A 21,199-nucleotide genomic window follows, 5' to 3' on the forward strand; every position below is an offset into this window, starting at 1 on the left:
AAACCCCATCCCTTTCATCTTGCAAAAAATACCTCGGGGGGCCCGGGGGGCGGAGCCCCCCGCTACTTAAGGCACGGGGCAACGCCCCCGCCGCTGATCAAGGAGACCGCGATGTTTCAAAAGATCCTGATCGCCAACCGTGGCGAGATCGCCTGCCGGGTGATCGACACCGCCCGCCGTCTGGGTGTCGCCACGGTCGCGGTCTATTCCGACGCCGACGCGGGCGCGCGCCATGTGGCGATGGCCGATGAGGCGGTGCATATCGGTGGCCCGCGCCCGGCCGACAGCTACCTGCGCGGCGCTGCGATCATTGAGGCCGCGCTGAAAACCGGGGCCGAGGCGATCCATCCGGGTTACGGCTTCCTGTCTGAAAACCCCGATTTCGTCGATGCGGTTCAGGCCGCGGGGCTGGTTTTCATCGGCCCCTCGGGCGCGGCGATCCGGGCGATGGGCCTCAAGGACGCCGCCAAGGCGCTGATGGCAGAGGCGGGGGTGCCCATCGTGCCGGGCTATCACGGCGACAACCAAGACCCGGACCACCTTGCGGGCGCGGCCGAGGCTTTGGGCTATCCTGTGCTGATCAAGGCGGTGGCGGGCGGAGGCGGCAAGGGCATGCGCCGCGTCGATCACCCAGCCGATTTCGCCGCCGCGCTTCTCAGCGCGCAGGGCGAGGCGCAGACCGCCTTCGGCAACCCCGCCGTCTTGATCGAGAAATATGTCGAAAAGCCCCGCCATATCGAGGTGCAGGTCTTTGGCGATGGCACCCGCGCCGTGCATCTTTATGAGCGCGATTGTTCGCTGCAACGCCGCCACCAGAAGGTGATCGAGGAAGCCCCGGCGCCGGGCATGACCGACGAGATGCGCGCTGCCATGGGGCAGGCCGCCGTGCGCGCCGCCGAGGCGATCGGGTATAGCGGCGCGGGCACGGTCGAATTCATTGTCGATGCCTCGGATGGTCTGCGCCCGGATCGGTTCTGGTTCATGGAGATGAACACCCGCCTGCAGGTCGAGCACCCGGTGACCGAGGCGATCACCGGCGTCGATCTGGTCGAATGGCAGTTGCGCGTCGCCTCGGGCGAGCCCTTGCCCGCCAAGCAGGACGATCTGCAGATCCGCGGCCATGCGGTCGAGGCCCGGCTTTACGCCGAGGATGTTCCGGCCGGGTTCCTGCCCGCGACCGGCACGCTCAAGCATCTGCGCTTTCCCCCCGGCATCCGGGTCGAAACCGGGGTCCGGCCCGGGGATGTGATCAGCCCCTGGTATGATCCGATGATCGCCAAGGTGATCAGCCACGGCCCGACCCGCGCCGCCGCGCTGATCGCGCTTGCCCGGGCGCTCGAGGCGACCGAGGTTGCGGGCACGGTGACGAACCTCGGCTTTCTGGCGCGTCTCTCCCGCCATCCGGGCTTTGTCGCGGGCGATGTCGATACCGGGCTGATCGCCCGCGATCTGCAGCCGCTCACCCATCCGCTGCCAACACCGCCCGCCGCCCGGGCGCTGGCCGTGATCGCCGCGGCGGGGCTGCACGAGGCCACCGGCACCGGCTTCAGCCTTTGGGCGCCCTTGCGCCGCCCCGTGCCCTTCGAGGCGCCCGCGCATCTGCAGGTCATCGGGCCGAACCGCCTCCGCGTCGAGATCGACGGGCAGGGGCACGATTGCGCGCTGCACCCCGACGGCTGGTGGGTCGATGGCGCCAAGACCGGGGCGCAGATCCATGTTGTGGGCGACGAGATCACCGTCTTCCTGCGCGGCGCGCATCGCTTCCAGCGGCCCGATCCGCTGGCCCGCGAAAGCAGCGCCTCCGCCTCTGGCCTCACGCTTGCGCCGATGCCGGGTCTGGTGAAAGCTGTCTTCGTCGCGCCCGGTGCGCAGGTGGCTGCGGGCGACCGGCTCGCCGTGCTGGAAGCGATGAAGATGGAGCATACGCTGTGCGCCGCGCGAGCGGGCCGTGTGGCCGAGGTGCTGGCGGGCGCGGGCGATCAGGTGGAGGCCGGGGCGGCGCTGATCCGACTGGCCGAGGAGGAAGTGGCATGACGATCCTGCATCACATTCAGGGCTCGCGCTCGCATCGCGTGCTGTGGCTCTTGGAAGAACTGGGCGAGCCGGCCGAGATCCGACTCTGGTCGCTGACCGATGGCAGCCTGCGCAGCCCCGAGTTTCGCGCGCTCTCGCCCGCCGGGCGGGTGCCTGCGCTGGAAATCGACGGTCGGGTGATCTTTGAATCGGGCGCCATCGTGCAATACCTGACCGAGACCCGCGGGCGGTTGGCGCCGATGCCCGGCGACCCCGAGCGCGGTGCCTTTCTCGAATGGGTGCATTTTGCCGAAACGCAGGGCAACATCCTGCAATCGCTCAACATTCACCACATCTTCCTGCGCCCTGACACGGCGCGCTCGGTGCCGTTGATGCGGCTCGACACGAAGCGGCTCGAAATCACCATGCGCGCGCTTGAAACCCGGCTGACCGGGCGCGACTGGATTCTGGGTGCCTTCTCGGCCGCCGACTGCATGTTCGGCTTCAACATGGATGCGATGTTCCGCTTCGTGCCCCGCGAGAGCTTCCCCGCCATCGCCGATTGGGTGACGCGCGCCAAGGCGCGGCCCGCCCACATCCGCGCGGTCGAGCGCGGCGGCGACACGATCTATACCCGCGAGTTTTACGAGCTGCCCGATGGCTGAGCGCGTCGAAATCGTCGAGATGGCGCCGCGGGACGGCTTGCAGAACGAAGTCCGCTTCATCGCCACGTCCGACAAGATCGCGCTGGTCGATGCGCTTTCGGATGTCGGTTTCACCCGGATCGAGGTGGCCTCCTTCGTCAGCCCGAAATGGGTGCCGCAGATGGCCGATGGCGCGGCGGTGCTTGCGGGCATCACCCGACGCCCCGGCACGCGCTATGCGGCGCTGACGCCCAATCTGCGCGGGGTCGAGGCGGCGCTTGCGGCGGGCGTCGATGAGGTGGCGATCTTCGCCTCGGCCTCCGAGGGGTTTTCGCGCGCCAATCTGAATTGTTCGATCGCCGAGAGCCTTGAGCGTTTCGCCCCCGTCGTGGAAGCGGCGCAGGCGGCGCTGGTGCCGGTGCGGGGCTATGTTTCGATGGTCACCGATTGCCCCTTCGAGGGGGCGATCGCGCCCGACAGGGTGGCGCAGGTGGTGGCCGCCTTGCGTGATCTGGGCTGCTACGAGGTCAGTCTGGGCGACACGATCGGGCAGGGGCGGCCCGAGACCGTCACGGCGATGCTGAACGCTGTTCTGAACCAGATGCCGTCCGAGCGGCTGGCCGGGCATTTCCACGACACCGCGGGCCGGGCGCTCGACAATATCGAGGCAAGTCTGGCACTGGGCCTGCGGGTCTTTGATGCCGCGGCGGGGGGGCTGGGCGGCTGTCCCTATGCGCCGGGGGCAGCGGGGAATGTGGCGACGGAAAAGGTGGCCGCGCGGCTGATGGCGCTGGGCTACGAGACCGGGCTTGACCCGGCGGCGCTGGCCCGGGCGGCGGCTTTGGCGCGGGCGATGAAGGGGGGGAGCCATGTTTGAGACGATCCGGATCGAGACTGACGCGCGCGGGGTGTCGACCCTTTGGCTTTCGCGCGCGGCCAAGCACAACGCGCTCGATGCGCAGATGATTGCCGAACTCACCCGCGCCATCGGCCAGCTCGGCGCCGACCCCGCGGTGCGGGTCGTGGTGCTGGCGGCCGAGGGGGCCAGTTTCTGCGCGGGCGGCGATCTGCGCTGGATGCAGGCCAATATCACCGCCACGCCCGAGGCGCGGGCGGCGAGTGCCCGCACCTTGGCCGCGATGCTGGCTGCGGTGAACGACTGCCCGAAGCCCGTCATCGGCCGTGTGCAGGGCAATGCCTTCGGCGGGGGCATCGGCATGATCTCGGTCTGCGATGTCGCCCTTGCCGTGCCCGAGGCGCGGTTTGGCCTGACCGAAACGAAGCTCGGCCTGACCCCCGCCACCATCTCGCCCTATGTCATCGCCCGGATGAGCCCGGCGAAGGCGCGTGCCGTCTTCATGTCGTCGCGGCTCTTTTCGGCCGAGGAGGCGGTGGGGCTGAACCTGCTTTCGCGGGTGGTTTCGGCCGCCGATCTGGACACCGCGATCGAGGCGGAAGTGACGCCTTATCTGGCCTGTGCGCCGGGCGCCGTGGCCGAGGCGAAGGCGCTGGTGCGTGAGCTGACGCCGGGGCTCGACTCGCAGGCGCAGGAGCGCACCATTGCCGCCCTTGTCGCACGCTGGGAAAGTGACGAAGCGCGCGAAGGTCTGGAGGCCTTCTTTGCGCGTCGTGCGCCTCACTGGCTTGTGAACTGAAAGATTCGCAATATTATTTCGTGAATTGGCCGATTCGGATCGGTTCTCGCCCGCGCACGGAAGCGAGACATGTTGCCGCATTGCGGCAAACACTTGAGCTACCATGAAAACGTCTCAAATCCGGTGTGCATCGGTATACAAAATGCGCGTCAAGCCCAGAATCCGGGCGTCGCGATGTTGACCGGAGGGGGGGAGAGGGCTATTCCATCCCTTGCCGCCTCCGCGCACGGGAAGGTGCAAACGGGGGCAAAAGGGGTCAAAGATGCAAGACGCGCTCACGCATGGAATGTTGCGGGAATATCTTCCCATACTCGTCCTTCTGGCCATGGCGATCGGACTTGGGCTGGTGCTGATTGCCGCCGCTGCGATCATCGCCTATCGCAATCCCGACCCGGAAAAGGTTTCTGCCTACGAATGCGGCTTCAACGCCTTCGACGACGCGCGGATGAAGTTCGACGTGCGCTTCTACCTCGTCTCGATCCTGTTCATCATCTTCGATCTTGAAGTGGCGTTCCTGTTCCCCTGGGCGGTCGCCTTCGGCACGATGAGCATGGTCGCCTTCTGGTCGATGATGGTGTTCCTGACCGTGCTGACCGTCGGCTTTGCCTATGAATGGAAGAAGGGGGCGCTGGAATGGGCGTGATGACCGGAGCCAACACCGCCGCCGTCGACATGGACGTGGCAGCTGCGGCGCTCAACCGCGACCTGCAGGACAAGGGCTTCCTGCTGACAACCGCCGAAGACATCATCAACTGGGCGCGCAACGGCTCGCTGCACTGGATGACCTTCGGTCTGGCCTGCTGCGCCGTCGAGATGATGCATACCGCGATGCCGCGCTATGACGTGGAACGGTACGGCTTCGCGCCCCGCGCCTCGCCGCGTCAGTCGGACGTGATGATCGTCGCGGGCACGCTGACCAACAAGATGGCCCCGGCGCTGCGCAAGGTCTACGACCAGATGCCGGAACCGCGCTACGTGATCTCGATGGGCAGCTGCGCCAATGGCGGCGGCTACTATCACTACAGCTACTCTGTCGTGCGCGGCTGCGATCGCATCGTGCCGGTCGACATTTACGTTCCCGGCTGCCCGCCCTCGGCGGAGGCGCTGATGTATGGTATCCTGCAGTTGCAGCGCAAGATCCGCCGCACCGGGACCCTGGTGCGCTGAGGAGGATGAGCATGAGCGACAAGCTGCAAGCCCTTGCCGATCATCTGGCCGCGAAGCGCGCCGGTGACGTGATCTCGACCGAAGTGGTGCATGGTGAGCTGACGGTGACCGTCAAGGCCGCCGCGATCGTCGGGTTCGTGCAGTTCCTGCGCGACGATGCCGAGTGCCGCTTCACCACGCTGGTGGACATCACCGCCATCGACTGGCCCGAGCGCGTGGCCCGGTTCGACATGGTCTGGCACTTCCTGTCGATGTGGAAGAACCAGCGTATCCGCGTCAAGGCGGCGGTCGCCGAAGACGAGATGTGCCCCTCGATCGTCGAGGTCTATCCGGCGTCGAACTGGTATGAACGCGAAGTCTTCGACATGTTCGGGATCCTGTTCTCGGGCCACCCGGACCTGCGTCGTCTGCTGACCGACTACGGCTTCCGCGGCCACCCGCTGCGCAAGGACTTCCCGACGACCGGCTACATCGAACTGCGCTACGACGAGGTGCAAAAGCGCGTCGTCTACGAACCGGTGAAGCTGGCGCAGGAATACCGGCAATTCGATTTCCTCAGCCCGTGGGAAGGCGCGCAGAGCGTGCTTCCGGGCGACGAGAAGCGCAGCTGATCCGGCATCGGAACGGCTGAGGCAAGAAGCACAAGGGGAAGAGGCATGGACGGCGATATCCGGCACAACAGCTACGACGACGGCTCGGAAGACGTGCTGACCGGCGAGCAGAGCATTCGCAACTTCAACATCAACTTCGGCCCGCAACACCCTGCGGCGCACGGGGTTTTGCGGATGGTTCTGGAGCTTGACGGGGAAATCGTCGAACGTGCCGACCCGCATATCGGTCTGCTGCACCGCGGCACCGAGAAGCTGATGGAAAGCCGGACCTACCTGCAGAACACGCCCTATTTCGATCGGCTCGACTATGTGGCGCCGATGAACCAGGAGCATGCCTGGTGCCTGGCGATCGAGAAGCTGACCGGCACCGCCGTGCCGCGTCGCGCCTCGATCATCCGGGTGCTGTTCTCGGAAATCGGCCGCATCCTGAACCACCTGCTGAACGTCACCACGCAGGCGATGGACGTGGGTGCGCTGACGCCGCCGCTCTGGGGCTTCGAGGAACGCGAAAAGCTGATGATCTTCTACGAACGGGCCTGTGGCGCGCGTCTGCACGCGAACTACTTCCGTCCGGGCGGGGTGCATCAGGATCTGCCGCCTGCGCTGATCGACGATATCGAGATCTGGGCGAAGGCCTTCCCGCAGGTTCTTGACGATATCGAGGGTCTGCTGACCGAAAACCGCATCTTCAAGCAGCGCAACGCCGATATCTGCATCATCACCGAGGAAGAAATCTCGAAATGGGGCTATTCCGGCGTGATGGTGCGCGGTTCGGGCTTTGCGTGGGATCTGCGCCGCGCGCAGCCCTATGAGTGCTACGACGAATTCGACTTCAAGATCGCCGTAGGCAAGAATGGCGACTGCTATGACCGCTACCTTGTCCGCGTGGCCGAGATGCGCGAGTCGACCTCGATCATCCTGCAGGCCTGCGCCAAGCTGCGTGCGCCGGACGGGCAGGGCGATATCCTCTCGCGCGGCAAGCTGACGCCGCCGAAGCGGGCCGAGATGAAGACCTCGATGGAGGCGCTCATCCACCACTTCAAGCTTTACACCGAGGGCTTCAAGGTTCCCGCGGGCGAGGTTTACGCCGCGGTCGAGGCGCCCAAGGGCGAGTTCGGCGTCTATCTGGTCGCCGATGGCACCAACAAACCCTATCGCGCCAAGATCCGCGCGCCGGGCTACGCGCATCTGCAATCGATCGATGCCGTCGCCAAGGGACACCAACTGGCCGATGTGTCGGCCATCATCGGCACGATGGACGTCGTGTTCGGGGAGATTGACCGCTGATGCTGCGCCGTTTGCACGCCACCCAACCCGAGAGCTTCGCCTTCACCCCCGCCAACCGCGCCTGGGCCGAGGCGCAGATCACCAAATACCCCGAGGGCCGTCAGGCTTCGGCGGTGATCCCGCTCTTGTTCCGCGCGCAGGAGCAGGAAGGCTGGCTCTCGAAGCCCGCGATCGAATATGTCGCCGACATGCTCGACATGCCCTATATCCGCGTGCTCGAAGTGGCGTCCTTCTACTTCATGTTCCAGCTGCAGCCGACCGGCTCGGTGGCGCATATCCAGGTCTGCGGCACCACCAGCTGCATGATCATGGGCTCGGAAAACCTGATCGAGGTCTGCAAGCACAAGATCGCGCATCACCCGCATGAGCTGTCGGCCGATGGCAAGTTCAGCTGGGAAGAAGTCGAATGTCTGGGCGCCTGCGCGAATGCGCCGATGGCCCAGATCGGCAAGGATTACTACGAAGACCTGACCGAGGCGGGGCTGGCGCGGCTGATCGACGATCTGGCTGCGGGCAAGGTGCTGAAGCCGGGGTCCGAAGCCGGGCGTTTCGGCGCCGAACCGGCCAGCGGCCTGACCTCCTGCACTGCCACGCCGGGGGCGCGGGAAGAGCATAACGGCACCGTCTCCCGGGCCGTTTCCGTGGGCGATGGAACCCGTCGGATCGACGGCTCCGAGGTGCGGCTTTCCGCCCCATGGCAGGTGTCGGGCCAGATGGCGGCGATCGGTCTGATGACCGCGCGGCCGCGCTCGGCGGTGCTGCAGCAGGCGGCGGCCGAAGCGGCGAAAGCGGCCTCGGCGGCGGCGGTAGCCGGGGGGACGTCAGCCCCGGTTGCGGGCGGGGCAGAGGCCGCGCCGAAAGCCGCGGAATCCGCTGAAACTGCAGGACAGAAGCCGGTTGCATTGGCCGCGGCGCGCGAGGGCAAGGCCGACGATCTGCAAAAGATCGAGGGCATCGGGCCGGTGCTCGAGGGGCTTCTGAACGGGTTCGGCATCTTCCACTTCGACCAGATTGCGGGCTGGGGCGAGGCGGAAATCGCCTGGATGGATGCCAATCTGAAGGGCTTCAAGGGCCGTGTCAGCCGCGACCGCTGGGTCGTTCAAGCGAAGATCATCGTCGACGAGGGGCTTGACCGTTTCCTCGAACGGGCGAAGACAAACAATTACTGAAGACGGAATACTGATCTGAAGACTTGAACGACAACCTTAGAGCCGGGATGGCGTGACGTCCGCCCCCCGGCACGGAAAGAGGGAAAGGAAAGGCAAAATGTCGACGAACGACACAGACTGCCAAACGAAAGCCCGCAAGCTGGGTGGTTGGCTTGGTGCCGCGATTTTCTTTGCACTTTGGCTTCTTGGTTCGGTGGGGATCTGGATGGCGGCGATCGCCGGCGTGATCTCTGCGCTGATCCTTGCACGGCTGATCTGCTGGGCGACCTGCGGGCTGCCCGAGCCGAAAGCGCCGATGACCGCCGAAGAAGGCGCCGCGCTGCGTCGCGCTGTTCCCGCCGCGGCTCCGACCGTTGCGGTGAAAGTGGCCGAGGCTCCGAAACCGGCGCCGAAAGCGGCGGAACCGGTCAAGGCGGCGCCCGTTGCGGCCCCGGCCCCGGTGAAAGCGCCCGAACCCGTCGCTGCTGCGGTGGTGGAAGCGCCGAAACCGGCGGCGAAGCCCGCTCCGGCGCCCGCGCCGAAAGGCAAGTCGAAGCCCCGTCGGGGCTGATCGAAGACCCCGCCCGGCGCTTGGGGAGAGGTGCTGACGCGGCATATCACTATCCCGAGCCCTGCGGGGCTCGGGACATCCCGGACCCGAGGTCCGGAGGATGCCGGGCTGCGGTCCGGCCGTGGGAGACCGTGTGTATCGCACAGCCGATGCCGCGCGGGCCGGAGACCGGCCCCCGCCGAAACCGAGGGAATGGACATGCTCAACGATCAGGATCGCATCTTCACCAACATCTACGGGATGCACGACCGCTCGCTGAAGGGCGCGATGCAACGTGGTCACTGGGATGGCACGGCGGCGATCCTCGGCAACGGCCGTGACTGGATCATCGAACAGGTCAAGGCCTCGGGGCTGCGCGGCCGCGGCGGTGCGGGCTTCCCGACCGGCCTGAAATGGTCCTTCATGCCGAAACAGTCGGACGGCCGTCCGTCGTTTCTGGTGATCAACGCTGACGAATCCGAGCCCGGCACCTGCAAGGACCGCGAAATCATGCGCCACGATCCGCATACGCTGATCGAAGGCGCGCTGATCGCCGGCTTCGCGATGGGCGCGCGGGCTGCCTATATCTACATCCGCGGCGAATATGTCCGCGAAAAGGAGGCCCTGCAGGCCGCCATCGACGAATGCTACGAGGCCGGGCTGATCGGCAAGAACGCCTGCCGCTCGGACTATGCGTTCGACGTCTATCTGCACCACGGTGCGGGCGCCTATATCTGCGGCGAGGAAACCGCGCTTCTGGAAAGCCTTGAGGGCAAGAAGGGGATGCCGCGGATGAAGCCGCCGTTCCCGGCGGGCTCGGGGCTTTACGGCTGCCCGACCACGGTGAACAACGTGGAATCCATCGCCGTCGTGCCGACGATCCTGCGCCGCGGTGGCGCCTGGTTCGCGGGCATCGGCCGTCCGAACAACACCGGCGTCAAACTCTTTGCCATGTCGGGCCATGTGAACACGCCCTGCGTCGTCGAGGAATCGATGTCGATCAGCATGAAAGAGCTGATCGAGAAGCACGGCGGCGGCGTGCGCGGCGGCTGGAAGAACCTCAAGGCGGTGATCCCCGGCGGCGCCTCCTGCCCGGTGATCCCGGCGCACATGTGCGAAGACGCGATCATGGATTATGACGGCATGCGCGAAAAGCAGTCGTCCTTCGGCACCGCCTGCCTGATCGTGATGGATCAGCAGACCGACATCATCAAGGCGATCGCCCGGCTGTCGAAATTCTTCAAGCACGAGAGCTGCGGCCAGTGCACGCCCTGCCGCGAGGGGACCTCGTGGATGTGGCGCGTGATGGACCGTCTGGTGAAGGGCGAGGCCGAGGTCGAAGAGATCGACATGCTCTTCAACGTGACGAAACAGGTCGAGGGGCACACGATCTGCGCCCTTGGCGATGCGGCCGCCTGGCCGATCCAGGGCCTGATCCGTCACTACCGCGAGGAAATCGAGGACCGCATCAAGGCCCGCAAGTCTGGCCGCATGGGCGCTATGGCGGCGGAGTAAGCAGAGCAATGGGGCGCATGCGCAACAGCATCGGCACGATCGCGGGCAGGGCATTGGCCCTCGCTCCCGGCTGCGCCATGCCGGGCCTTGTGCTTCCTTTGACCCTCGCCGCCTGCGCCACGGCTGCGCCGATGGCCGATGGCGGCGCCCGTGCCCCGCGTGTGGCCGAGGCCGCAGGCTATCAGGGGGCGTGGTTGCCCGCGGGCGCGCTTGCGGTGACCCGCAAGGCCGCGCCGTTCCGCCATGACGAGGGCGCCGAGGCGAAACGTGCCGCGAAGGCGCTTTGCGGCGGGGCGGTTGCTTCGGGCGACACCGACAACTTCCGCGATGGCGCTTGGATCTTTCCGGGGGGCTGTGCATGACCGCGACGGATAAAGACGCGCCGGACACCGACGTCATCGATCCCGCCGCGCCGGATGCCCGGCTCGCGGAGGCCTCCACGCCGAAGGCGAAGAAGGAAAAGCCGAATTTCCGCTTTCAGGGCACCGATGTTGCCGCCGATATTCGCGCGAAATACAAGACCGGCGGCGATCTGGTCGATCTTTACGCCACGACCGAGGGGCGCGAGGTGCACAAGTGGCACCACTACCTGCCGATCTACGAGCGCTATTTCGAGAAGTTCCGCGGCAAGCCGGTGCGGATGCTGGAAATCGGCACTTGGCGCGGCGGCTCGCTCGGGCTCTGGCGGCGCTATTTCGGCCCCGAGGCGGTGATCTTCGGCATCGACATCAACCCGGACTGCGCCCAGTACAACGGCGAAGCTGGGCAGGTGCGGATCGGCTCGCAGGCCGACCCGGAGTTTCTGACCCGCGTCATCGCGGAAATGGGCGGCGTCGACATCGTTCTCGATGACGGCAGCCATGTGATGAAACATGTCCGCGCCAGCCTGCGCACGCTCTTCCCGATGCTGTCCGAGGGCGGCCTCTACATGATCGAAGACATGCAATGCGCCTATTGGAAGAACTTCGGCGGCGGCCTTGAGTCCCCCGACAACATCTTCAATTTCCTGCGCAAACTGACCGACGACATGCACCGCTGGTATCACGGCGGCAAGCAGAAGGTCGGGCCGTTCGGGCATCTGGTCTCGGGCATCCATGTGCATGACGCGATCATCGTGCTGGAAAAAGACCCGGTGCACCCGCCGGTCAATTCGATCATCGGCGGCAAACCCGGCGCCTTCGACCGCGAGGAGGACGCCGATGGCTGAGCCCCGCATCCTGAACCCTTTCCGCCGCACCGGCGGCATCTCCGGGGCGCGCCCTGCGCGCCTCGCCTGAAGTTCGACATGGAGAGCCAAGCGTGAGCACCCTGCGCAAGATCATCATCGACGGTATCGAGGTCGAGGTCGATCCCAGCCTGACCCTGATCCAGGCCTGCGAACAGGCGGGCATCGAAGTGCCGCGGTTCTGCTACCACGAGCGGCTGTCGATCGCGGGCAACTGCCGGATGTGTCTGGTCGAAGTGGTCGGCGGCCCGCCCAAGCCCACCGCCAGCTGCGCCATGCAGATCAAGGACTTGCGCCCCGGCCCGAATGGCGAGCCCTCGGTGATCAAGACGAATTCTCCGATGGTGAAAAAGGCCCGCGAGGGCGTGATGGAATTCCTGCTGATCAACCACCCGCTCGATTGCCCGATCTGTGATCAGGGCGGCGAGTGCGACCTGCAGGATCAGGCGATGGCCTATGGCGGCTCGGTCTCGCGCTATCGCGAAGTCAAGCGCACCTCGGACAACCTCGAGCTTGGTCCGCTGGTGAAGACCGAGATGACCCGCTGCATCAGCTGCACCCGCTGCGTGCGCTTCACCACCGAAGTCGCGGGCATCACCCAGATGGGCCAGACCGGCCGCGGCGCCGACAGCGAGATCACGAGCTATCTGAACTGCACGCTCGACAGCAACCTGCAGGGCAACATCATCGATCTGTGCCCGGTCGGCGCGCTGACTTCGAAGCCCTATGCCTTCACCGCCCGGCCGTGGGAACTGGTGAAGACCGAAAGCATCGACGTGATGGACGCGCTTGGCTCGAATATCCGCATCGACGCCAAGGGCCGCGAAGTCAAACGCATCGTGCCGCGCAACCATGATGGCGTGAACGAGGAATGGCTGAGCGACAAGGGCCGCTTCATCTGGGACGGCCTGCGCCGTCAACGTCTTGATACGCCTTACATCCGCGAAAACGGCAAGCTGCGCAAAGCCTCGTGGGGCGAGGCGCTGGCCGCCGCTGCCGCTGCGATGAAGGGCAAGAAGGTTCTGGGGCTCGTCGGCGATTTGGTCTCGACCGAAGCCGCCTTCAGCCTGAAGACCCTGATCGAGGGGCAGGGCGGTTCGGTCGAATGCCGCACCGATGGCGCGCGTCTGCCGATCGGCAACCGTTCCGCCTATGTCGGCAACGTGGCGATCGCCGATCTCGACGACGCCAAGGAAATCATCCTGATCGGCACCGATCCGCGCACCGAAGCGCCGGTGTTGAACGCCCGCATCCGCAAGGCCTGGGCGAAGGGCGCCGTGGTCAAGCTGATCGGCCCGGCGGTCGATCTGACCTATGATTACGAGCATGTCGGCACCGACCGCGCGGCGCTGGCCTCGCTGAAGGCTGGCAAGGATGCGATCGTGATCGTCGGTCAGGGCGCGATCTCGGAAGCCGATGGCGATGCGGTCATTGCCAATGCGATGGCGCTTTCGGGCCGGATGCTGATGCTGCACACCGCCGCGTCGCGCGTTGGCGCGATGGATGTGGGTGCGGTGACGAATGGCGGGTTGCTGGTCGCGCTCGAGGGCGTGCAGGTGATCTACAACATGGGCGCCGACGAGGTGGAGATCACTCCGGCCTCGGAAGGTGGGCCGTTCGTGATCTATCAGGGCTCGCATGGCGATCGTGGGGCGGCGCGCGCCGACATCATCCTGCCGGGCGCGGCCTATACCGAAGAACACGGGCTTTTCGTCAATACCGAGGGCCGTCCGCAGCTTGCCTTCCGCGCGACCTTCGCGCCGGGCGAGGCCAAGGAAAACTGGGCGATCCTGCGCGCGCTGTCGGCCGAACTTGGCGCCGTGCAGCCCTGGGACAGCCTTGGCGGGTTGCGTCAGGCGATGCTGGCCGCTGTCCCGCATCTGGGCGATATCGACCATCTGGCCGACAACGGCTGGACGGTGCCCGAGCGGCGCGACATGGGCAAGGCGAGCTTCCGCCTTGCGCTGAAGGACTATTACTTCACCAACCCGATCGCCCGGGCGTCGGTCGTGATGGCCGAGTGCTCGGCGCAGGCCAAGGGGCGCAAGGCCCCGGCCGTGGCGGCGGAGTGATCCATGACCCTTTCCCCGATCCTTTCCGTGGCGCTTCTGACCGGCCTTGCCGCCGGGCTGAGCGGCTGCGCGGAAGCCGGGGGCGGGGCTGTCTCGGGCGCGACGATCACCTATGAAGGGGTCGAAACGCATCTGCTCGATGACGATCTGGTAGGATTTCAGGTGGCGCTGTCGGGCACCACCAGCCATGCGGCGGTGACGGCTTATGCCGCCTGCGCCGCCGCACAATATGCGCAGATCCGCGGCTTCGGCTTTGCCCGGCATGTGCGCACCAACGTGACACGCTCTGGCGGCAGCCTGAAGGCGGATGCGGTTTACCTCATCTCGCCGGCGCTGCCGCGGGGCCTGCGCACGATCGATGCGGAAGTGACCGTCGCCGATTGCCACGAGCGCGGCATTCCGACGGTTTGAAACGAATGATGCAGGACGGATCCGAGGGACAACATGGCTGACTTCTGGGCAACATCACTTGGACAGACACTCATCCTGCTTGCGCAGGGGTTGGGCATCATCGCTTTCGTGATGATCGGCCTGTTGCTCCTTGTCTGGGGGGACCGGAAGATCTGGGCGGCGGTGCAGATGCGCAAGGGCCCGAACGTGGTGGGCGCGTTCGGCCTGCTGCAATCGGTGGCCGATGCCGCCAAATACGTGTTCAAGGAAATCGTCGTCCCCGCGGGCGTCGACAAGCCGGTCTACTTCCTCGCGCCGATGCTCAGCCTCGTGCTGGCGCTGCTGGCCTGGGTCGTCGTGCCGTTCAACGAAGGCTGGGTGATGGCGGATATCAACGTCGCCGTCCTCTTCGTCTTCGCGGCCTCGTCGCTGGAAGTCTATGGCGTGATCATGGGCGGCTGGGCGTCGAACTCGAAATATCCGTTCCTCGGCTCGCTGCGCTCTGCGGCACAGATGATCTCTTATGAAGTCTCGATGGGTCTGATCATCGTCGGCGTGATCATCTCGACCGGCTCGATGAACCTTTCGGCGATCGTCGAGGCGCAGCGCGGCTCGTTCGGGCTTCTGAACTGGTACTGGCTGCCCCACCTGCCGATGGTGGCGCTGTTCTTCATCTCGGCGCTGGCCGAGACCAACCGTCCGCCGTTCGACCTGCCGGAAGCGGAATCCGAACTCGTCGCGGGCTTCATGGTCGAATATTCCTCGACGCCTTACCTTCTGTTCATGGCGGGCGAATATATTGCCGTCTGGCTGATGTGCGCGCTGACCTCGGTGCTGTTCTTCGGCGGCTGGCTCTCGCCCATCCCCGGCGTGCCCGATGGCGTGCTCTGGATGGTCGCCAAGATGGCGGGCGTGTTCTTCGTCTTCGCGATGGTGAAGGCCATCGTGCCGCGCTACCGCTATGACCAGCTGATGCGGATCGGTTGGAAAGTCTTCCTGCCGCTCTCGCTCGCCTGGGTCGTCGTGGTGGCTTTCCTTGCAAAATTCGAAGTCCTTGGCGGCTTCTGGGCCCGCTGGAGTATCGGAGGATGAACGTGAAAGATCCGAACCGACCGACCCTTTCCGTCACGCTCGATGGCCGCGATGTGAAGCTCGTGCCGGTGATCGTCGAGGGCTACCGGCTCGAGGTGGACGGCAAGAACGTCACCTCGTTCCTGTCGAAGACGCCGCCGATCATGCGCGCGGTGGGGGCCCTTGAAGGGCGCGGAGATTTTGGCGTGGGCGATCTGGAGATCGCCTCCGACACCCGGAAATGGACCGTTTCCGGCCCAGTCAAGCAAGGCACCGGCAAGACCGATCCGGCGGAGAACAACTGATGGCTTTCGATTATGTTCGCGCAGCGAAATACTTCGTCCTGTGGGACTTCATCAAAGGCTTCGCGCTGGGGATGAAATACTTCGTGGCGCCGAAGCCCACGTTGAACTATCCGCATGAAAAGGGGCCGCTGTCGCCGCGCTTCCGGGGCGAGCATGCGCTGCGCCGCTACCCTTCGGGCGAGGAACGCTGCATCGCCTGCAAGCTGTGCGAAGCGATCTGCCCGGCGCAGGCGATCACCATCGACGCCGAACCGCGCGAGGACGGCTCGCGCCGCACCACGCGCTACGACATCGACATGACCAAGTGCATCTACTGCGGCTATTGCCAGGAAGCCTGCCCGGTCGATGCGATCGTCGAGGGGCCGAACTTCGAATATGCGACCGAGACCCGCGAGGAACTCTTCTACACCAAGGAGAAACTCCTCGAGAACGGCGCCCGCTGGGAAGCCGAGATTGCCCGTAACATCGAGATGGATGCACCCTACAGATGAACACGGAATTTCAGAAGCTTTTCATGGCGATGATGGAACAGGGCACGGAAATGGCCCGGATGTTCAACCCGGCTCTGGAGAGCTTCAACCCCCGGGCCTTCGAGAAGATGTTTCCGACGATGCCCGCGGATGTGCTGGAGATGTTCTTCGGCAAGACCTTCAACCGGGATGGGCTTGATGCGCGCACCCGGCTTCTGGTGACGCTGGCAGGCCAGGTGACCCTGGGCGCGCAGGCCGAGGCGCCGATCCGGCTGACCATCCGCCACGCGCTCGAAGCGGGCGCAACCGAGCGGGAGATCGCCGAGGTGATCTTCCAGATGAGCATGTTCGGCGGCGTGCCCGCCATGACCAAGGCGCTGGAACTTGCGCGCGAGGTCTTCGACGAGAAATCGGGGGAAAACACATGACGGTGTTCGTATTCGCCTTTTACCTCTTTGCCGTGGTGGCGGTGGTTGCGGGCCTCATGGTGGTTTTGTCCAAGAACCCGGTCCATGCGGTTCTGTGGCTGATCCTGACCTTCCTCTCGGCGGCGGGGCTCTTCGTGCTGATGGGGGCGGAATTCGTCGCCATGCTTCTGATCATCGTCTATGTCGGCGCGGTGGCGGTGCTCTTCCTCTTCGTCGTGATGATGCTCGACATCGACTTTGCGGCGCTGCGGGGCCAGTTGGTGCGCTATGCGCCGGTGGGTGGTCTGATCGCGCTCGTCATGCTGATGCAGCTCGGCACCGGGCTTGCGGTCTGGCACGCGGCTGATGGTGCGGCCGGTCTGCGCGCGGCGCCTGCGCCCGAGGGCATGACCAACACCGCCGCGCTCGGCATGATCCTTTACGACAAATACCTCTACCTCTTCCAGGGCGCGGGTCTGGTGCTTCTGGTTGCGATGATCGGGGCGATCCTGCTCACGCTGCGCCACCGCACCGACATCAAGCGTCAGAACGTGCTGGCGCAGATGCACCGCGATCCGGCCAAGGCGCTGGAGATGGTCGACGTGAAACCGGGGCAGGGGCTGTGATGACAAAGAACAAGAAAACGGGGTCGGGCCCGGAGGGGAAGCGATGACGATCGGATTGGAACATTACCTGAGTGTGGCGGCGATCCTGTTCGTCACCGGCATCTTCGGCATCTTCGTCAACCGCAAGAACGTCATCGTCATCCTGATGTCGATCGAACTGATGCTCTTGGCCGTGAACATCAACCTCGTCGCCTTCTCGACGCATCTGGGGGATCTGGTCGGACAGGTCTTCACGATGTTCGTCCTGACCGTGGCGGCGGCCGAGGCCGCGATCGGCCTGGCGATTCTGGTGGTCTTCTTCCGCAACCGCGGCACCATCGCGGTCGAAGACGTCAACGTGATGAAGGGGTAAGGCGTCATGGCCACGATCATCCTGCTTGCGCCCCTCCTCGGGGCCCTGATCGGCGGCTTCGGCTGGCGGCTGATCACGGAAAAGGGGGCGCTTGTCGTCACCACCGGCCTGCTGTTCTTGTCCTGCGCGCTGTCTTGGTATGTCTTCCTGACGCTGCCCGCAGGCACGCAGCACATCCACCTGCTCGACTGGATCCGCTCCGGCTCGCTTGATACCTCCTGGGGGATCCGGCTCGACCGGATGACCGCGATCATGCTGATCGTCGTCACCACGGTCTCGGCGCTGGTGCACCTGTATTCGTGGGGCTACATGGCCCATGACGACAACTGGACCCATCACGAGGCCTACAAGGCGCGCTTCTTCGCCTATCTGTCGTTCTTCACCTTCGCCATGCTGATGCTGGTGACGGCGGACAACCTCGTGCAGATGTTCTTCGGCTGGGAAGGCGTGGGCGTTGCCTCGTATCTTCTGATCGGCTTCTACTTCAAGAAACCCTCGGCCAACGCGGCGGCGATCAAGGCTTTCGTGGTGAACCGGGTCGGCGACTTCGGCTTCGCACTTGGCATCTTCGGGCTTTACTACCTGACCGACAGCATCGACATGGATGTGGTCTTTGCCGCGGCGCCGAAACTGGCGCAGACGCAGCTGCACTTCCTGTCGTGGGACTTCAACGCCGCGAACCTGCTCGCCGTGCTTCTGTTCATCGGCGCGATGGGGAAATCGGCGCAGCTCTTCCTGCACACCTGGCTGCCGGACGCGATGGAAGGCCCGACGCCGGTTTCGGCGCTGATCCACGCCGCGACGATGGTGACCGCGGGGGTGTTCCTTGTCTGCCGGATGTCGCCCTTGTTCGAATATGCGCCCGAGGCCAAGATGATGGTCGTCTATGTCGGCGCCGTCACCGCCTTCTTCGCCGCGACCGTGGGTCTGGTGCAGAACGACATCAAGCGCGTGATCGCCTATTCGACCTGTTCGCAGCTCGGCTACATGTTCGTGGCCGCGGGCTCGGGCGTCTATTCGGTCGCGATGTTCCACCTGCTGACGCATGCCTTCTTCAAGGCGATGCTGTTCCTTGGTGCGGGCTCGGTGATCCATGCCATGCACCATGAACAGGACATGCGGAACTATGGCGCCCTGCGCAAGAAGATCCCCTTCACCTTCGCGATCATGCTGATCGGCACCCTCGCCATCACCGGCGTCGGCATCCCGTTCTTCTCGATCGGCGGCGTGCCGGTGGGCTTCGCGGGCTATCTGTCGAAAGACGCGATCATCGAAAGCGCCTTCGCCAGCGGCAACGGCTTTGCCTTCTATGTTCTGGTCGCGGCGGCGGGGATGACCTCTTTCTACTCGTGGCGTCTGATCTTCCTCACCTTCTTCGGCGAGGAACGGGGCGATCATCATGCGCATGAGCATGCGCATGAAAGCCCGCTGGTCATGCTGACGCCGCTCGCGCTTCTGGCCGTCGGCTCGGTGCTGGCCGGGATGGTCTGGTACAACTCCTTCGTGGGCGAGAAAGTCGCGACCTTCTTCAACCTGCCGGCGGAAGAACATGCGATGGCCGAGGGACACGCGCCCGAGGGTCATGGCACCGAAGCGGCGCCGACCGCAGAGGCAGCGCATGAAGCCGCGATGGCGGGCACGATGATGGCGATGACCATGGCCGAGCCTGCAGCCGAGACCGAGGTGGCGAAAGCCCCGCAAGGCGCGATCTTCATGGCGGAAACCAACCATGTCCTGCATGAATCGCACTCGGTGCCGGATTGGGTGAAACTCTCGCCCTTCGGCGCGATGGTCACCGGCTTCTTCTTCGCCTGGCTCTACTACATCGGCGACAAGCCGCTGCCGGGCCGGACCGCGCGGGCGCTGCCGGGGCTCTATCGCTTCCTGCTCAACAAGTGGTATTTCGACGAGCTTTATGACCTGCTCTTCGTGAACCCGGCCAAATCGCTTGGTCGCAAACTGTGGAAGGGCGGCGATGGCGCCGTCATCGACGGGGCGATCAACGGGCTCGCGCTTGGCTGGATCCCGTTCTTCACCCGCGTCGCGGGCCGGATCCAGTCGGGTTATCTCTTCCACTATGCGTTTGCGATGGTGCTGGGCATCGTTGCTCTGATGTTCTGGGTCGTGCGGACCGGGGGAATGAACTGATGCAAAACCTCCTCTCCATCATCACCTTCCTGCCGCTCGCGGCGGCGGCGGTGCTTGCGGTCACGAGCCGCGGGGCCAGCCCCGCTGCCGACCGGAATGCGAAATGGGTGGCGCTGAGCGCGACCACGATCACCTTCCTCGTGTCGCTGCTGCTGCTGGCGAGGTTCGACCCCGCCAACCCGGGCATGCAGTTCGTCGAGGACCGTGACTGGATCATGGGCCTGCACTACAAGCTCGGCGTGGACGGCATCTCGGTTCTCTTCGTGATGCTGACCACGTTCCTGATGCCGCTGACCATCGCCTCTGCCTGGCATGTGGAAAGCCGCGTCAAGGAATACATGATCGCCTTCCTTGTGCTGGAAGCGCTGATGATCGGCGTCTTCGTGGCGCTGGACCTTGTGCTCTTCTACCTCTTCTTCGAGGCGGGGCTCATTCCGATGTTCCTGATCATCGGGATCTGGGGCGGCAAGGATCGCATCTACGCGACGTTCAAGTTCTTCCTTTATACCTTCCTCGGCTCGGTGCTGATGCTGGTCGCGATGATCTCGATGTTCATGATGGCGGGCACCACCGACATCGTGAAGCTGATGGCCTTCGACTTCCCGCATGCGGATCTGCCGTTCCTCGGCTACTGGAGCCTGACGGGTGGCGTGCAGTCGCTGCTGTTCCTCGCCTTCTTCGCCTCCTTCGCGGTGAAGATGCCGATGTGGCCGGTGCACACCTGGCTGCCTGACGCCCACGTGCAGGCGCCGACGGCGGGTTCGGTCGTGCTGGCCGCGGTTCTGCTGAAAATGGGCGGCTACGGCTTCCTGCGCTTCTCGCTGCCGATGTTCCCGGTAGGGACCGAGACGATGACCACTTTCGTCTTCATCCTGTCGGCCGTCGCGATCGTCTACACCTCGCTGGTCGCGCTGGCGCAGGAAGACATGAAGAAGCTGATCGCCTATTCGTCGGTCGCCCACATGGGCTATGTGACGATGGGGATCTTTGCGGCGAACCAGCAGGGTGTTGACGGCGCGATCTTCCAGATGCTCAGCCACGGCTTCATCTCGGGCGCGCTCTTCCTTTCGGTCGGCGTGATCTATGACCGGATGCACACCCGCGAGATCGCGGCCTATGGCGGTCTGGTGAACCGGATGCCCGCCTATGCGATGATCTTCATGTTCTTCACCATGGCGAACGTCGGCCTGCCGGGCACCTCGGGCTTCGTCGGTGAATTCCTGACGCTGATGGGCATCTTCCAGGTCAACACCTGGGTGGCGCTGTTTGCCACCTCGGGGGTGATCCTGTCGGCGGCCTATGCGCTGTGGCTCTACCGCCGCGTCGTCTTTGGCGAACTCGTCAAGGAAAGCCTGAAGACCATTTCCGACATGACGACGCGCGAAAAGGCGATCCTCGCGCCGCTCGTCGTGATGACGCTGCTGCTCGGCATCTATCCGAGCCTTGTGACCGACATGATCGGGCCGTCCGTGGCCAATCTTGTCCAGACTTACCACGCCGACCTCGGCACCGTCGCGCAAGCGACCGCGGGCAACTGAGGAGA

At 64.9% G+C, this 21,199-nt stretch carries 23 protein-coding genes; all 23 read left to right on the top strand.

Annotated elements, in window-relative coordinates; genetic code table 11:
- Positions 1-111 precede the first annotated feature (111 nt).
- The 23 genes from C8J30_RS00790 to C8J30_RS00900 all read left to right on the top strand — a co-directional run bounded on the left by C8J30_RS00790 (position 112) and on the right by C8J30_RS00900 (position 21,194).
- Positions 112-2,034 carry an acetyl/propionyl/methylcrotonyl-CoA carboxylase subunit alpha gene (locus C8J30_RS00790; RefSeq protein WP_110803832.1) on the top strand — a complete coding sequence of 641 codons (1,923 nt, stop codon included), beginning with the start codon at positions 112-114 and terminating at the stop codon, positions 2,032-2,034.
- Positions 2,031-2,678, top strand: a complete 648-nt coding sequence (locus C8J30_RS00795; RefSeq protein ID WP_110803833.1) for a glutathione S-transferase family protein — start codon at positions 2,031-2,033, stop codon at positions 2,676-2,678. The genes C8J30_RS00790 and C8J30_RS00795 overlap by 4 nt, the downstream gene beginning before the upstream one ends.
- Positions 2,671-3,534 carry a hydroxymethylglutaryl-CoA lyase gene (locus C8J30_RS00800; protein ID WP_110803834.1) on the top strand — a complete coding sequence of 288 codons (864 nt, stop codon included), beginning with the start codon at positions 2,671-2,673 and terminating at the stop codon, positions 3,532-3,534. Before C8J30_RS00795 ends, C8J30_RS00800 begins: the two co-directional genes overlap by 8 nt.
- Entirely contained in the window at positions 3,527-4,312 is a 786-nt protein-coding gene (locus C8J30_RS00805) for a crotonase/enoyl-CoA hydratase family protein (RefSeq protein ID WP_110803835.1), read from the top strand. The genes C8J30_RS00800 and C8J30_RS00805 overlap by 8 nt, the downstream gene beginning before the upstream one ends.
- 286 nt (positions 4,313-4,598) lie before the next feature.
- Positions 4,599-4,955, top strand: coding sequence for an NADH-quinone oxidoreductase subunit A (locus C8J30_RS00810; RefSeq protein ID WP_110803836.1), 357 nt, complete (start codon positions 4,599-4,601; stop codon positions 4,953-4,955).
- Positions 4,946-5,479 (top strand): NuoB/complex I 20 kDa subunit family protein, encoded by a 534-nt coding sequence (locus C8J30_RS00815; protein ID WP_110803837.1) that lies wholly within the window; start codon positions 4,946-4,948, stop codon positions 5,477-5,479. Before C8J30_RS00810 ends, C8J30_RS00815 begins: the two co-directional genes overlap by 10 nt.
- Positions 5,480-5,490: 11 nt before the next feature.
- Entirely contained in the window at positions 5,491-6,090 is a 600-nt protein-coding gene (locus C8J30_RS00820) for an NADH-quinone oxidoreductase subunit C (RefSeq protein ID WP_110804261.1), read from the top strand.
- A gap of 45 nt (positions 6,091-6,135) precedes the next feature.
- The gene (locus tag C8J30_RS00825; protein ID WP_110803838.1) at positions 6,136-7,377 is read left to right on the top strand and encodes an NADH-quinone oxidoreductase subunit D; all 1,242 of its coding nucleotides are present in this window, start codon (positions 6,136-6,138) and stop codon (positions 7,375-7,377) included.
- Positions 7,377-8,546 (top strand): NADH-quinone oxidoreductase subunit E, encoded by a 1,170-nt coding sequence (locus C8J30_RS00830; RefSeq protein ID WP_110803839.1) that lies wholly within the window; start codon positions 7,377-7,379, stop codon positions 8,544-8,546. Before C8J30_RS00825 ends, C8J30_RS00830 begins: the two co-directional genes overlap by 1 nt.
- 97 nt (positions 8,547-8,643) lie before the next feature.
- Positions 8,644-9,096, top strand: a complete 453-nt coding sequence (locus C8J30_RS18265) for a hypothetical protein (RefSeq protein ID WP_146227839.1) — start codon at positions 8,644-8,646, stop codon at positions 9,094-9,096.
- Between the two features lie 198 nt (positions 9,097-9,294).
- Positions 9,295-10,590, top strand: a complete 1,296-nt coding sequence (nuoF, locus tag C8J30_RS00840) for an NADH-quinone oxidoreductase subunit NuoF (RefSeq protein ID WP_110803840.1) — start codon at positions 9,295-9,297, stop codon at positions 10,588-10,590.
- Positions 10,591-10,607: 17 nt separating this feature from the next.
- Positions 10,608-10,952 (top strand): hypothetical protein, encoded by a 345-nt coding sequence (locus C8J30_RS00845; protein ID WP_146227840.1) that lies wholly within the window; start codon positions 10,608-10,610, stop codon positions 10,950-10,952.
- Positions 10,949-11,797 carry a class I SAM-dependent methyltransferase gene (locus C8J30_RS00850; protein WP_110803842.1) on the top strand — a complete coding sequence of 283 codons (849 nt, stop codon included), beginning with the start codon at positions 10,949-10,951 and terminating at the stop codon, positions 11,795-11,797. Before C8J30_RS00845 ends, C8J30_RS00850 begins: the two co-directional genes overlap by 4 nt.
- Before the next feature lie 92 nt (positions 11,798-11,889).
- Positions 11,890-13,887, top strand: coding sequence for an NADH-quinone oxidoreductase subunit NuoG (nuoG, locus tag C8J30_RS00855; RefSeq protein WP_110803843.1), 1,998 nt, complete (start codon positions 11,890-11,892; stop codon positions 13,885-13,887).
- A 3-nt stretch (positions 13,888-13,890) separates the two neighbouring features.
- Positions 13,891-14,298 (top strand): hypothetical protein, encoded by a 408-nt coding sequence (locus tag C8J30_RS00860; protein WP_110803844.1) that lies wholly within the window; start codon positions 13,891-13,893, stop codon positions 14,296-14,298.
- A gap of 33 nt (positions 14,299-14,331) precedes the next feature.
- Entirely contained in the window at positions 14,332-15,369 is a 1,038-nt protein-coding gene (gene nuoH, locus C8J30_RS00865) for an NADH-quinone oxidoreductase subunit NuoH (protein ID WP_110803845.1), read from the top strand.
- Positions 15,370-15,371: 2 nt separating this feature from the next.
- Positions 15,372-15,653 carry a hypothetical protein gene (locus C8J30_RS00870; protein ID WP_146227841.1) on the top strand — a complete coding sequence of 94 codons (282 nt, stop codon included), beginning with the start codon at positions 15,372-15,374 and terminating at the stop codon, positions 15,651-15,653.
- Positions 15,653-16,144, top strand: a complete 492-nt coding sequence (gene nuoI, locus C8J30_RS00875; RefSeq protein WP_023916454.1) for an NADH-quinone oxidoreductase subunit NuoI — start codon at positions 15,653-15,655, stop codon at positions 16,142-16,144. The genes C8J30_RS00870 and nuoI overlap by 1 nt, the downstream gene beginning before the upstream one ends.
- Entirely contained in the window at positions 16,141-16,551 is a 411-nt protein-coding gene (locus C8J30_RS00880) for a carboxymuconolactone decarboxylase family protein (protein ID WP_110803847.1), read from the top strand. Before nuoI ends, C8J30_RS00880 begins: the two co-directional genes overlap by 4 nt.
- Positions 16,548-17,156 (top strand): NADH-quinone oxidoreductase subunit J, encoded by a 609-nt coding sequence (locus tag C8J30_RS00885; protein ID WP_110803848.1) that lies wholly within the window; start codon positions 16,548-16,550, stop codon positions 17,154-17,156. Before C8J30_RS00880 ends, C8J30_RS00885 begins: the two co-directional genes overlap by 4 nt.
- A 43-nt stretch (positions 17,157-17,199) precedes the next feature.
- Positions 17,200-17,508, top strand: coding sequence for an NADH-quinone oxidoreductase subunit NuoK (nuoK, locus tag C8J30_RS00890; protein WP_110803849.1), 309 nt, complete (start codon positions 17,200-17,202; stop codon positions 17,506-17,508).
- A 6-nt stretch (positions 17,509-17,514) separates the two neighbouring features.
- Entirely contained in the window at positions 17,515-19,656 is a 2,142-nt protein-coding gene (nuoL, locus tag C8J30_RS00895) for an NADH-quinone oxidoreductase subunit L (RefSeq protein WP_110803850.1), read from the top strand.
- Complete coding sequence (locus tag C8J30_RS00900) at positions 19,656-21,194, top strand: NADH-quinone oxidoreductase subunit M (protein WP_110803851.1); 1,539 nt, start codon at positions 19,656-19,658, stop codon at positions 21,192-21,194. Before nuoL ends, C8J30_RS00900 begins: the two co-directional genes overlap by 1 nt.
- Positions 21,195-21,199 lie beyond the last annotated feature (5 nt).

The sequence above is a fragment of the Rhodobacter viridis genome, assembly GCF_003217355.1.
Taxonomy (GTDB): Bacteria; Pseudomonadota; Alphaproteobacteria; order Rhodobacterales; family Rhodobacteraceae; genus Rhodobacter; species Rhodobacter viridis.